At 61.6% G+C, this 12,523-nt stretch carries 15 protein-coding genes; 10 read left to right on the forward strand and 5 right to left on the reverse strand.

The genetic code is table 11. The annotated features are described in order from the left end of the window. The first annotated feature begins 250 nt into the window (after positions 1-250). Both HKD27_RS00200 and fliP read left to right on the forward strand, forming a co-directional pair. Positions 251-556, forward strand: coding sequence for a flagellar biosynthetic protein FliO (locus tag HKD27_RS00200; RefSeq protein WP_194688320.1), 306 nt, complete (start codon positions 251-253; stop codon positions 554-556). Then, on the forward strand, positions 553-1,320 hold the full coding sequence (fliP, locus tag HKD27_RS00205; protein ID WP_194688319.1) for a flagellar type III secretion system pore protein FliP: 768 nt from the start codon (positions 553-555) through the stop codon (positions 1,318-1,320). The genes HKD27_RS00200 and fliP overlap by 4 nt, the downstream gene beginning before the upstream one ends. Positions 1,321-1,374: 54 nt before the next feature. On the opposite strand, the gene HKD27_RS00210 is transcribed toward fliP, so the two are convergent. Beyond that, positions 1,375-2,793 (reverse strand): gamma-glutamyltransferase, encoded by a 1,419-nt coding sequence (locus HKD27_RS00210; protein ID WP_194688318.1) that lies wholly within the window; start codon positions 2,791-2,793, stop codon positions 1,375-1,377. Between the two features lie 232 nt (positions 2,794-3,025). Between HKD27_RS00210 and HKD27_RS00215 the strand changes: the two genes are divergently transcribed. Further along, positions 3,026-3,784 (forward strand): DsbA family protein, encoded by a 759-nt coding sequence (locus HKD27_RS00215; protein ID WP_228518260.1) that lies wholly within the window; start codon positions 3,026-3,028, stop codon positions 3,782-3,784. Between the two features lie 34 nt (positions 3,785-3,818). Here HKD27_RS00215 and HKD27_RS00220 read toward each other — a convergent pair whose 3' ends face one another. Next, positions 3,819-4,175 (reverse strand): hypothetical protein, encoded by a 357-nt coding sequence (locus HKD27_RS00220; protein ID WP_194688316.1) that lies wholly within the window; start codon positions 4,173-4,175, stop codon positions 3,819-3,821. A gap of 130 nt (positions 4,176-4,305) precedes the next feature. Here HKD27_RS00220 and folP point away from each other — a divergent pair, with 130 nt between their 5' ends. The 6 genes from folP (at position 4,306) to HKD27_RS00250 (ending at position 9,627) form a co-directional block, all read left to right on the forward strand. After that, positions 4,306-5,103, forward strand: a complete 798-nt coding sequence (folP, locus tag HKD27_RS00225) for a dihydropteroate synthase (protein ID WP_228518259.1) — start codon at positions 4,306-4,308, stop codon at positions 5,101-5,103. Further along, the gene (folK, locus tag HKD27_RS00230) at positions 5,100-5,999 is read left to right on the forward strand and encodes a 2-amino-4-hydroxy-6-hydroxymethyldihydropteridine diphosphokinase (RefSeq protein WP_194688314.1); all 900 of its coding nucleotides are present in this window, start codon (positions 5,100-5,102) and stop codon (positions 5,997-5,999) included. Before folP ends, folK begins: the two co-directional genes overlap by 4 nt. Further along, complete coding sequence (folE, locus tag HKD27_RS00235; protein WP_197436590.1) at positions 5,996-6,670, forward strand: GTP cyclohydrolase I FolE; 675 nt, start codon at positions 5,996-5,998, stop codon at positions 6,668-6,670. Before folK ends, folE begins: the two co-directional genes overlap by 4 nt. 195 nt (positions 6,671-6,865) lie before the next feature. Continuing rightward, entirely contained in the window at positions 6,866-7,897 is a 1,032-nt protein-coding gene (locus tag HKD27_RS00240; protein ID WP_194688313.1) for a fatty acid desaturase, read from the forward strand. Between the two features lie 31 nt (positions 7,898-7,928). Then, on the forward strand, positions 7,929-8,540 hold the full coding sequence (locus tag HKD27_RS00245; RefSeq protein WP_194264332.1) for a CatB-related O-acetyltransferase: 612 nt from the start codon (positions 7,929-7,931) through the stop codon (positions 8,538-8,540). Between the two features lie 187 nt (positions 8,541-8,727). Beyond that, positions 8,728-9,627 carry a fructose bisphosphate aldolase gene (locus HKD27_RS00250; protein WP_194688312.1) on the forward strand — a complete coding sequence of 300 codons (900 nt, stop codon included), beginning with the start codon at positions 8,728-8,730 and terminating at the stop codon, positions 9,625-9,627. Between the two features lie 22 nt (positions 9,628-9,649). Here the strand turns inward: HKD27_RS00250 and HKD27_RS00255 are convergent, their stop codons facing one another. Genes HKD27_RS00255 through queE form a run of 3 tightly spaced genes read right to left on the reverse strand, consistent with a single transcriptional unit; the run spans position 9,650 to position 11,546 of the window. Next, positions 9,650-10,177, reverse strand: coding sequence for a 6-carboxytetrahydropterin synthase (locus HKD27_RS00255; protein ID WP_194688311.1), 528 nt, complete (start codon positions 10,175-10,177; stop codon positions 9,650-9,652). Beyond that, entirely contained in the window at positions 10,174-10,902 is a 729-nt protein-coding gene (queC, locus tag HKD27_RS00260) for a 7-cyano-7-deazaguanine synthase QueC (protein WP_194688310.1), read from the reverse strand. The genes HKD27_RS00255 and queC overlap by 4 nt, the downstream gene beginning before the upstream one ends. A 2-nt stretch (positions 10,903-10,904) precedes the next feature. Then, on the reverse strand, positions 10,905-11,546 hold the full coding sequence (queE, locus tag HKD27_RS00265; protein WP_194688309.1) for a 7-carboxy-7-deazaguanine synthase: 642 nt from the start codon (positions 11,544-11,546) through the stop codon (positions 10,905-10,907). 134 nt (positions 11,547-11,680) lie between these two features. Here queE and HKD27_RS00270 point away from each other — a divergent pair, with 134 nt between their 5' ends. Then, a complete protein-coding gene (locus HKD27_RS00270; protein ID WP_194688308.1) occupies positions 11,681-12,520 on the forward strand; it encodes an ABC transporter permease in 840 nt (279 codons plus the stop codon). Positions 12,521-12,523: the final 3 nt, after the last annotated feature.

The raw sequence follows: 12,523 nt of genomic DNA on the forward strand, positions 1-12,523 counted from the left end.
GTGGTAATGGAGGCGATCCGGATTCCCTGTGGATCGCCGGAGGGAAGGAAAATCTGGATCGTCTGGGGATGGGTGTTCACGACGTCTGGTCCTGCGCAGAAACATTCAGAAAAATATTTCTGACAGGGACAGCATGCTCAGGACAGGGGGGTGCTGCTTTTTGAGCGGCATTTTCGGCAAAACTGGCGGGCAATTAAGCGGTCGTTAACAGGTCTTGGGCATCATGCCGGGGAATGAGGATGACTGACCTATGACCCTGCATGAGTGCGTGAACGCGATTGCCGTTCTGATTTTCATTATCGTGCTGATTTTCTGTGCCCGACCCCTGCTGCGTTTTCTGGAACAGAAAAGGGGCGGCGCTCGGGATGGGCAGGCGGGACTGTCGCTTGTGGGGCAGATGGCTCTGGATCGGACGCGGCGTCTTTCAGTCGTGCGGTATGGCGCGCGGGAAGTGCTGGTGCTGACGGGCGGCAATCAGGACATCCTGATGGACTGGACAGAGCGGGACACGTTTGCTTCGGCGCTCGACGCTTCTGGCGTGGAGGACGTGGCATGAAGAAGGGTCTGTCCGTACTTCGGGGGCTGGTCCCGGTTTTCGTATTGCTGGCCTGTCTGGCTTTTCCGCATCTGGCGCATGCTCAGGCCGTAAGCATCGATCTGGGGCAGAATGGCGGTTCTGGTGGCGCAGGGACGACCAGTCGGCTGGTTCAGCTGACGGCTCTGATCACTGTTCTGTCTCTGGCGCCGAGCCTGCTGGTGATGATTACGGCGTTTACGCGGATTGTGATCGTCCTGTCCCTGCTCCGAAGTGCGTTGGGCGCACAGGGGACGCCCCCCAATACGGTTCTGATCGGGCTGGCGCTCTTTCTGACGCTGTTCGTGATGCAGCCGACGCTTCAGAAGTCCTGGGATGCGGGGATCGAGCCGATGATGGCCGGGCGTGTCGGTGAAATGGAAGGTCTGACGGCCGCGGCCCAGCCGTTCCATGATTTCATGGCTGTGACGGCACGTCCTGCAGATGTAGCGACGTTTCTGAACATCGCGCATGAGAAGCCGCCCGCGAAGATTGGGGACACGCCGTGGCGTGTGCTGGTTCCGGCCTTCATGATCGGCGAGCTGCGTCGCGGGTTCGAGATGGGATTTCTGCTCTATCTGCCATTTCTGGTCATCGATCTGGTGGTGTCCAGCGTGTTGATGAGCCTTGGCATGATGATGCTGCCGCCCAGTACAGTGTCTCTGCCGTTCAAGCTGATCTTTTTCGTTGTGGTGGACGGCTGGTCATTGGTGGCGGGAAGTCTGGTGCGAAGTTTCACCGGGTAGGGGCCCGGGTCAGGAAAAAGCCCCGCCGGTCAGTGGATCGGCGGGGCTTTTTTGTCAGTTCCTGCTGTCGTTCGTCGTACCGGCGGCGAGGCCAGCGGCGCGGGGGTCCGTGGAGCCGCGGCACGAATCGTTGCCGTGGCAAAGGATGGCATTGATGCGACCGGCGCCTTCATGCGGGATCGGGGTTTCATGTGCGGCGGCGCGGGCAGCGTCTCCAACGGCATCGGCGGCTTCGTTCTGGCCGGAGGCCGCGATGACGGCGCTCAGGTTGCGCTGGTCACGCAGGACAGCGGCGGAGAGCAGCGGCTGGGGTGTACGGGCGGGAGATGCGCCGAGTACGACGCCGGTGCTGCCCGCGATACGGCCGGTTCCGAACAGGTTGTTGTCACTCAGGACGCAGGCAACAGCCATGCCAGAATGGTCGGTCACGACAAAGGATGTCGAAGCCGGAAGGGCCGGAAGGGAGCCGCCGCCGGAACGGCCGCTGTTAAGAGCCGCCTGGGCAGCGGCGAGCGATGTGTTGCCGGAGGCGCGCCATGCGGCGACGGTGCCCTGTGCGGAGGCGCCGGTCGTGTAGCGGACGGCAGCTCCAAGACCACCATCGGCTGGCGGGGCCAGAAATGAGGCGTCCACACCGCCCTGTCGGGTCGTCAAGGCTTCTGTCTGGAGGGGAAGGGTCTGGCGCATGTCGTCATCGTTCAGGCCCCCCCCGGCTTTCTGGGCTGCGGTCACGTAGACGTCAGCCAGAGCCCCGTTATAGAGGTCGCCGACGCCTGCCACGCGGAGGCGTTCCAGGAAGCCTGCGAGGCGCGGCTGGGCCAGGCTGTCGCCGGCCACGAGAGTGGAGGCCTCGCCGCGGCCGAAGATGGCGCGGGCGCCGTCATCGGCCAGAAGGGCCGGGCGGACGGCGGCCAGATCGGCTGCCAGCGTGCGGCTGACAGTGATGCCCGTGCTGGCAAGGTTCAGGGCCGGTGCGATCAGATCATTGAAATCGACCGTGCCGTAATGGAGCTGCATCAGATACAGCCCACGGAAGTCGGCCGGTGTGGCAGCCGGACGATCGGCGCCTTTGCTGGTGCCAGCGCGGGTCTGGAACGTGATGGACTGTGCCACTTCGCCGGGCCGGCTGACGAGGCAGGCGCCCCCGCCGCCGAAAGACGCACGGGACGGCAGGGTGACGCCGAGCGCCAGGGCCGTTGCGGTGGCGGCATCGGCTGCGTTGCCGCCACGGGCCAGCACGTCATGGCCGACCAGGGCAGCCTGCGGTTCGTCAGCGACGACCGTGCCGATGCTGCCGCCTGCGGGAGCGGATGTTTCGCTGATGCCGACGAGATGGGAGCCCGGGATCCACGAGCAGGCGCCCAGCAGAAGGCCCGAGGCGACCGACGCCATCAGTGAGGCAGGCAGGCGGGAAGAGACGCGACGGGCCTGTGTGGCGTCCGGGGTGGAAATCTGGTGCTGTCGATGCGCCACCTGGCGTTTCTCCAATGTCTGGTCACGACTGTCCGGCCTCGTGGCCTTCGCGGATGGCGGGCGCGGGCAGACGGGTCTGCGCCGTGGGTCCTGGTCCGGTTGTTGTTCCCTCATAACGGGAATCTGTTGTTTGTGGGAGAGGCGAGTTGGTGTCTTCTCTTTGCCACAGACCTTCTTTATGCCGTATGGACCTGATGTCCTGTCTTTCCTTCAGCTGATCCGGAGCTTTCCGTTGAGATACCCTCTGCTTGCCACAGCGTCTGCCGTTGTTGCCGGAATGGCCTTTCTTGTGGGCGGTCAGGCTCTGGCAGCTCCGGCGACATCCTTCACACCTGCCCAGCGGGCCGAGATTGTCGGCATCATGCGTGATGCGCTGCAGAACGATCCGAGCATCCTGACGGACGCCATCCGTGCGATCCGTGAAAAGGCCGAGGAGCAGAAGCAGGATTCGACGCTTGCTGCCGTGAAGGCGCATCAGTCCGAGCTTCAGACTGCGCCTGATTTCGCCATCCGGGGCAATCCGCATGGCAGGATCACGGTGGTGGAGTTCTATGATCCGCGCTGTTCGTACTGCCGGTCCATGATGGGCGAGGTGGACAGTTTCCTCAGCCGCCATCCGGATGTCCGGCTGGTCGAGAAGGTCGTGCCGGTTCTGGGCACCAACAGTGTTCTCGACACGCGGGCGATTTTTGCTGCCAGTGTACAGGGCAAGTATGAGGCCATGCGCCGGGCGCTGATGGCAGACACCACCAAGCCCAGCATGGAGCGGATCGTCGAACTGGCCCAGGCCAATGGCATCGACGTGAAGAAGCTGACGGCCGACATGAGTTCTCCCCAGACCGTGGCGCTGATCAATACCAATCTGGATCAGGGGCGCGCCGTTGGTCTGGACGGAACGCCGACCTTCATTTTCGGTACAGCGGCCGTGGCTCCGGGTGCGCTCGAAGCGGACCAGATGGATGCGTTTCTGGAGCGTGCCCGCAAGGCGTGACCCTCTGACACTTTAATCGGGGCACTTTAAGGTGTCAGCGTTTCTCGCTGTCTGCGCCTGAGCCATCCGCGTCCCCGTTGCCGTCAAGGATACCGGCGCGTGACGGAGCATCCGAGCCTGGCTGAACTGTGCGGGTGATCGCTGCGACATCGTCATCGGATGCGGGAGGAGGCGTTCTGTGGTTCGGGGACCGACTGTTGGGACTGTCAATGTCGCGCTGCAGCACATTGGCAAGCGCTTCGGGATCCGTGCGTTCGGCCGCGTCCAGAAGGCGTTCGGCCAGGGCGTCGTCCCCGATCTGCCGGGCGCGGAGAGCGGCCTCGGCCTGTTCGGTCGCGACCTGGTATTTGCGGTCTTCGCCTTCGAAGGGAGTGTCGTCGATAATGGACATGAAGCGTACCTTCTTTCTGGGGGCGGGATTTGGTCTACGGCAGACCTGAAAACACGATGATGATGCCGCAGTTCCCGAAAGCCATGCTGAGGATGCCTGTATGAGAGCGTCGTGGATAAAAGACAGTCGGATGAAGCTGGCTGGAAACGGGCCGGTGGCAGTGATGGGGATCGTGAACGTCACGCCGGATTCCTTTTCCGATGGTGGCCGTTTTCTGCGCCCTGAAGCGGCTCTGGCCCATGGACGCGCGTTGCTGGCGGATGGGGCGGACCTGCTGGACGTCGGAGCTGAATCCACTCGACCGGGATTTGAGCCTGTCCCGGCGGAAGAGGAATGGGCGCGGCTTTCGCCTGTGGTGGGAACGCTGGTTGCGGAAGGGGCCGTTGTTTCGGTCGATACCACCAAGGCGTTCGTGGCCCGGCGGGTGCTTGAGGCCGGGGTGAATGTTATCAACGATGTCTGGGGGCTGCAGGCTGATCCGGAAATGGCATCCGTGGTGGCGGATTCGGATGCCGTGGCCGTGCTGATGCATAACCGGCATGAGGTGGATACGGCGCTCGACCTGCGCGCGGACTGGCGGCGGTTCTTTGACCGCTCACTGGAACTGGCGGAACGGGCCGGGCTGGCGCAGGCACGGATTGTGCTTGATCCCGGTGTCGGGTTTGGCAAGACGCAGGCGCAGAATGTCGAGGCCGTGGCGCGGCTTGGGGAGTTGCGGGCCGAATATGGGCTACCGGTTCTGCTGGGGGTGTCGCGCAAGTCGATGTTCGGGCATTTTCTGGGGCGGGCGTCGTCCGAGCGGCTGGCGGGAACGCTGGCGACCAATCTGTATGGAGTGGAGCAGGGGGCTGCGATCCTGCGGGTGCATGATGTGCGCGAGCATGTGGATGCGTTGAAAATGCGCCAGATTCTGAAGGATATCCGATGATCACTCCTGCCCTGACCTCCGTTTTCGTGCGGGATCTGTGCCTGTTTGGCTATCACGGCGTGCTGCCGGAAGAGACGCGGATCGGGCAGCGTTTCGTGGTCGATATCGAGATCCGGGCCGATTTGTCAGGCGCGATTGCGGGCGATGATTATCAGCAGGCCGTCTGTTACGGGACGCTGTGCGATATCGCTTCGGCCATCGTGACGGGGGCGCCCCTTCAGCTTATCGAGACGGTGGCAGGGCGTATCGCCGAGGCCGTGTTGGCGAAGCTGGAGCGTGTGGAATGGGTGCGGGTCGAGGTGCGCAAGCCTTCTGCGCCGGTGCCATATGCGGTGTCGGGAACGGCGGTGGCCGTTGAGCAGGCGCGGGTGCATGAGGTTGCGTTCTCGCTGGGGAGCAATCTGGGGGAGCGCGAGGCTGTTCTGGCAGCGGCGGTGGATCGGCTGTCGCTTGTGGACGGGCTTGAGATTGCGGATGTGTCGTCACTGTATGACAGCGCGCCCTGGGGCGGGGTGGAGCAGCCGGCGTTTGTGAATATCTGCGCTACCGGGCGGACGACACTGGAGCCTCATGCACTGCTGCGGGTCTGCAAGGCGATCGAGGCTGATCTGGGGCGTGTGCCGGGTGTGCGCTGGGGCGCACGGGCTATTGATATCGACATTCTTTATTATGGGGAGCGGGATGTCCGGGACCGGGTGCTGACGCTGCCGCATGCCTGTCTGTTCGGGCGGGCTTTTGTACTCGAACCTCTTGCAGAAATTGATCCAGATCACGTCATTGGTGGACGTCGCGTGCGGGACGCGCTAGCAGTCCTGCCGCGGAGCCCGGGGGATGTGACCCGGCGCGCACCTGACGGCACGGGCCGTTGGGGGATCAAGGAGCCTGAACCCGCATGACCAACCTGAACGCCACGATCATGACCGCCGCATCGGCACGTCTGTCGGACAGTCAGGACAGCCTTTCTTCCGAAGAACTGCGCCCCATGGGAGCGTTGCCGCTGCCTGCGGATGCGGAAGTGCGGATTGCGGGCGCCGTGCGGGAAATCCTCAAGGCTCTGGGCGAAAATCCGGAGCGTGAGGGTCTGCTCGATACGCCGCAGCGCGTGGCGAAGATGTATCTTGAAGTGTTCAGCGGTCTGCATCAGGACCCGCGGGATCATCTGAAGACGCAGTTCTCGGCGGACCGGCATCATGGTGCGGTGATCGTCAAGGACATCCGCTTCCATTCGATGTGCGAGCATCATCTGCTGCCGGTTTATGGCAAGGCGCATGTTGCCTATCTGCCAGCGGGAGGCCGCCTGACGGGTCTGAGCAAGATTGCACGGCTGGTCGAAGGCTTTGCCCGTCGTCCGCAGCTTCAGGAGCGCCTGACGGATCAGATCGCGCAGGGCATGGAAGATGTGCTCGCACCTGAAGCCGTGCTGGTCGTGATCGAAGCCGAGCATATGTGCATGAGCATGCGCGGCGTGCGTTCGCCAGGCTCGACGACCGTGACGTCCATCGCACGCGGCACCTGGCTGAGGGACAGCGCTGCGCGGATGGAGATCATGTCGCTCCTGCGCGGCTGATCTGTATCGCCTGGCCGGGCGCCCGGATATTTGTAAAAACAGGGCCTGACATCAAGAGCTTGGCAGTAAAAATCGAGTGTACCAAAAAATATTGCGACAGATAAGTATTGTTTGTTACAAATATTAAATGGATATGGTATTGATTATATAAATAATTCATATTATTGATTTTTCTAGAGAAATATATGGATTATTATGACGCCTGTCAGGGAAAACCAGCTGCAAGCGTCAGGATATTCCGATGAAACAGCACGGTCAGTCCGCAAATATCAGGGCTCGTATTTCTGGACCAGTCTGTTTCAGGTCGTCTCGACCGTCAGCCTGCTTCTGCTCTGCTACATCCTGATTTATGCCGGTCTGGTAAAGGGCTGGTGGTGGTCTCTGGCGCTCACCCCGCTGGCGTCGGGCCTGTCCATCCGGACCTTTGTTCTTCAGCATGACTGCGGACATGGCTCGCTTTTCCGACGGCGATGGGCCAATGACGTGATAGGATGGCTCTGCTCGCTGCTGACGCTGACCCCGTATGATCACTGGAAGAAGCATCACGCCCTGCACCACGGGTCCTGGAATAATATGGACACGCGGGGGCGTCTGTCTGACCTGTATTCGGACTGTATGACTGTCGCCGAATACCGTAAAATGACACGATTGAAGAAGTTTCTGTACCGGATGAGCAAGAAGCCGGTCCTGACGGTCTTTTTGATGCCGCCAGTCATCTTCTTCATCGTCTACCGCTTCGCTTTTGATACACCGCGGCACTGGATCCGAGAGCGGGTGGGCGTTTACGGAACCAATCTCTGTCTGGCGGCAATGTTTGTCGCTCTCTCCTGGCTTGTCGGGTGGAAGCTTGTGCTGCTGGTGAGCTTCATGGTGATTTATCCAGCTGCCGTGACCGGTGTCTGGCTTTTTCTGGTCCAGCACAGGTTTGAAGGCGTGCAATGGGCCGGAAATCCTCAGTGGAACAGTTTCGATGCGGCTGTGACCGGCTGTTCGTTTCTCCGTTTCTCGCGGGTGATGCGCTGGTTTACGGGTGATATCGGAACGCATCATGTCCACCACATGGCTCCTGGCATTCCGAATTACAGGCTGCTGGCCTGTCACGAGGCCCATCCGGCATTTCAGGACGTGAAAATCCTGACCTGGCGGGATGGTATCCGTGAGGCTCGGAGCAACGTGCTGTGGGACGAGGAAATGCAGACTATGGTTGATCTCCACTCGGTGACATGATGCATCATGTCACGATGAAGGAGTGGCCCTCATGGCATTTGGAGAGCGTGCGTTTCAGGCCCTGACGCGTTATGCGCTGGCCTATCAGATCGATGAATGGGGCTGGCAGATCGGTCCGCATACCTACGGCGCCCCGGTCATCCTCGAAGCGGGAGAGGCTGGTCTGACGATCGGTGATTACTGCTCGATCGGGCCCGGTGTCACGATCATCCTGGGTAACCATCGCGCCGATCTGGTCAGCACCTATCCTTTCAAAACCCTTTCGCATTTCTGGCCCCCTGCCGAAGAGGGGGAGGACGATCACTCCTCCAAAGGCGACGTCATCATTGGCAATGATGTCTGGATCGGGGCGCATGCCACGATCATGTCCGGGGTGACGATTGGGGATGGCGCCGTTATTGCCGCGCAGGCTCTCGTCACGAAATCGGTGCCGCCTTATGCGATTGTCGGCGGTAATCCGGCAAAAGTGATCCGCTACCGTTTTTCCGAAACGGTCATTGCGCGTCTGCTGGCGCTGGCATGGTGGAAATGGCCGGAAACGCTGGTGGAAGAACGCTCCGGGCGTCTGATGAGTGACGATATCGAAGCGTTTCTGGCGCTTTATGAAAATGCTCCGTACGGGTCCGGGGACGGTTCATCCTGATTTGGTGAGTGGTGTTGCGCCTTCATGAGAGGGCAGGCTTGCGGTACGGTTTCTTGAAACCGTCGTACCGGAACTCCCCGGGTGTCCGTGCGATTGGGCTGTGTCGGAAAACGTGCTGCGACAGGGGGGTGATCCGTGGGGTCCTTCGGGAGTGGTGACGGTTTTCCCTGTATCGAAGGGGATCTTGATGAGTACCGCGGAAACGATGATGTCACAGATGGCGGAAAAAGGCGGATTTATCGCTGCTCTGGATCAGAGCGGCGGCTCCACGCCTGGTGCGCTGAAACAGTATGGCATCCCTGAAAGCGATTACTCGGGCGAGAGCGAGATGTTCGCGCGGATGCACGAGATGCGGGTGCGGATCATCACGGCGCCGTCTTTCACGGGAGACAAAGTGATCGGGGCGATCCTGTTCGAGCGAACCATGGATGGAGACGTGAAAGGCGAACCGGTCCCGGCCTATCTCTGGCGCGAGCGGGGGGTTGTTCCGTTCGTAAAGATCGACAAGGGCCTGGAGGCGGAAGCAGACGGTGTCCAGCTTATGAAGCCGATGCCGGGGCTGGATGAGCTGCTGGCGCGGGCCGTGAAGTTGGGTGTCTATGGGACGAAGGAACGCTCCACGATCCGTCTGCCGTCCGAGAGCGGGATTCGCGCTATCGTGCAGCAGCAGTTCGCGGTGGCAGAGCAGGTTCGCAGGCATGGGCTGGTCCCCATCCTGGAGCCGGAAGTGCTGATCAAGAGTCCGGACAAGAAGGCCTGTGAGCAGCTTCTGCATGATTATGTTCTGGAGGAGCTTCAGAAGCTGCCCGAAGACGCGCGGATCATGCTGAAGGTGACGATCCCGGAAGTGCCTGATCTGTATGACGATATCGCGCGTGATCCGCGCATGGTCCGTGTCGTTGCCCTGTCCGGTGGCTATCCGTTGGATCAGGCCTGCGAAAAACTGCGGCACAATCATCGGATGATCGCGAGTTTCTCCCGGGCCCTGATCGGGGATCTGCGGCATCAGATGGATGATGCGCAGTTCGATGCGACGCTGGGCAGGACGATCGACCAGATCTACGACGCTTCGGTCCACAAGGCCTGAGACCCAGGTTCCGGGCCGGATGTCAGGCGATGCTGGCGTCCGGCCTGTTCCACCAGCACTGTTCCGGTGGCCGCGAAACGGTGGGCAGGTAATGCTGCGGATTGCCGCCAAGACGGACGGTGTTGGTGGGCGTTTCTTCCAGTTCGATCTCATGGACACGTAGGATGTCGCCCTGATCCGCGAGGATGGCGGTCAGTTTGGCGAGCATGAGAGCGGCCATAAGCTCGGTCGTCGGATCGCCGGGTGTAACGACAATGCGGTGGGCGCGCTCGGGTTCGTTCTCGCGGAACCATGCGAGCAGCGGATCGGTTTCCGAAAGCTGGAGCGCGTGATCAAGGCTGTTGTCCACGAAATCGTGCCAGCGCGTCTTGGCCTCGGCGAAGGGCAGGATCATGTTCGCATGACCATCCAGCCGGGCCTGTTTCGCCGGACGCAGCGTTACGCGGACATATTCGTTATGGCCATGCGGGATGGCGCAGCGTTCGCTGGCTCCCGTGATAAGCCGGTGTCCCATGCAGAAACGACGGGTGAAGACGAGTTCAGCAGTCATGCGGCGCCTCCGTGCGAATGGCGGCTCTGCTGGTAGCGCCGCCAGCCATCGGCACGCAGGTTGCAGGCCGGGCAGGTGCCGCAGCCATAGCCCCAGTCATGCTGATGGGTCCGATCGCCCATGTAGCACGAATGACTTTCACGATTGATGACGTCCACGAGCTTCTGGCCGCCGAGCTGTTCCGTCAGATCCCATGTCTGGGCTTTGTCGATCCACATCAGGGGCGTGTGCAGAACGAAACGCTGGTCCATGCCGAGGTTCAGCGCGACCTGAAGCGCCTTGATCGTGTCGTCCCGGCAGTCCGGATAGCCGGAATAGTCGGTTTCACAGACGCCGGTGACGATATGTCGAGCGTTGCGGCGGACGGCGAGGGCCGCTGCGAAAGTCAGGAAGATGATGTTGCGGCCCGGTACAAAAGTATTGGGCAGGCCGTTCTCGCTCAGGCCGATCTCGGCCTCGCGGGTCAGGGCCGTTTCAGACAGGGCGCCGAGGGAAGCGAGGTCGATCGTGTGGTCCTCGCCGAGGCGTACTTTCCACTCCGGCGAGAAGGCGGCCATCTGCTCGCGCAGGGTCTCGCGGCATTCGAGTTCGATGGCGTGGCGCTGTCCATAGGCGTAGCCAACGGTCTCGACACGGTCGAAGCGGGAGAGGGCCCAGGCGAGGCAGGTTGCGGAATCCTGACCGCCAGAGAACAGGACAAGAGCAGTGTTGCTGCTGATGGTCATGATCAGGGGATTCCGATCAGCTTGTGGGTCTGGAGCGACAGGCGCCAGCGCGGATGGCGCAGGCAGTGAGCCACGGCGGCCTGTGTGTTGGCGATGCGGTCGGGGCCGTCCATCGGCTGGAGCCAGAAATGACGGAAGGAAAGCTTCTCGAACATCTCGGGCGGGAGTTCCGGCTGGGGATAGACCAGCTTGAGTTCTGCACCTTCAGTCTGCACGAGTGCGCCGCCGGGCTTGGGGCTGACGCAGACCCAGTCGATTCCTGCGGGAGCCGCGATGGTGCCGTTGGTTTCCACCGCAATTTCGAAGTCGCGGGTCTTTACGGCGGCAATCAGGGCATCATCGAGCTGGAGCAGGGGTTCGCCGCCCGTGAAGACGACATAGCGCCGGCCGCTGTCATCGGCCGTACCGGTCCAGCAGGCCTCGATGGTGGAGGCCAGGGCCTCAGCCGTCTCGAAACGGCCGCCGCCTTCACCATCCGTGCCGATGAAATCGGTATCACAGAACGTGCAGGCGGCCGTGGCGCGATCCTGCTCGCGGCCCGACCACAGGTTGCAGCCGGCGAAGCGGCAGAACACCGACGCGCGGCCTGTCTGTGCACCCTCGCCCTGGAGGGTCACGAACATTTCCTTCACAGCATATGACATGACCGCAGCATGTCGGCGAGGTTGGCGCAGGATGCAAGGGAAATCATCACGCCATCCTGTTGCGAGGGCGGCAGAGGGTGGTTTCGGCCGTCAGGGGGGATGGGCAGGACACGCTTTCATGGTAGGGAGAGCGCATGGAAGACATGAATGCCCGTTCTCCTGTTCTGGTTCTTGAACCCCAGCGTGGATGGGGGCTTGTCCGCTCTGCCGCAGCCGATCTGAAGGCAGGCCTGCGGCTGTTTCCGCTCGCCGCGGCACTCGGCTGGCTGGACATCAAGATGCGGTATCGCGGCTCCATTCTGGGGCCGCTGTGGCTGACGCTCTCCACCGCCGTGATGATCGGCGCAACGGGTGTGGTGTACGGCTACCTCTTTCACATGGACCTGAGAACCTATCTGCCCTTCCTGTCGCTTTCGATCGTGCTGTGGGGATATATCGGGACGGTCGTCAATGATGCGGGAACGGTCTTTACGCAGAACACTCCCCTCTTTCATTCGATGCGGATTCCGGCCAGCCTGCCCGTCACGCAGGTGATCGTCCGGAACCTGTTGATCCTGCTTCATAATATGGTGGTGGTCGCGGTTGTGTTTGCGGTCTTCCGGATCTGGCCGCACCAGATCTGGAGCCTGCTGCTCAGCCTTCCGGTCTGGATCGTGGACAGTTTCTGCATCATCCTGCTGATCGGGATGCTGGGCGCGCGGTTTCGCGACATCGCACCGATCGTGGCGTCCCTGATGCAGATCTTTTTCTTTGTAACGCCGGTCATCTGGAAGCCCGAGCTGATCACGACCGGGCGGCAGTACCTGCTGCTCGATCCGTTCTATTCGCTTCTTGAAATCGTGCGCGCGCCTCTTCTGGGGCGGACGGTTGATGCGGTTGTCTGGGGAGCGGCCATCGGACACAGCGTGCTCCTGTGGCTTCTGGCAGCCATCCTGTTCTGCCGGATGCGGTCACGCATTCCCTACTGGATCTGATCT

Origin of the sequence: Gluconobacter sp. R75690 (assembly GCF_015244525.1) — a bacterium.
GTDB lineage: Bacteria > Pseudomonadota > Alphaproteobacteria > Acetobacterales > Acetobacteraceae > Gluconobacter > Gluconobacter potus.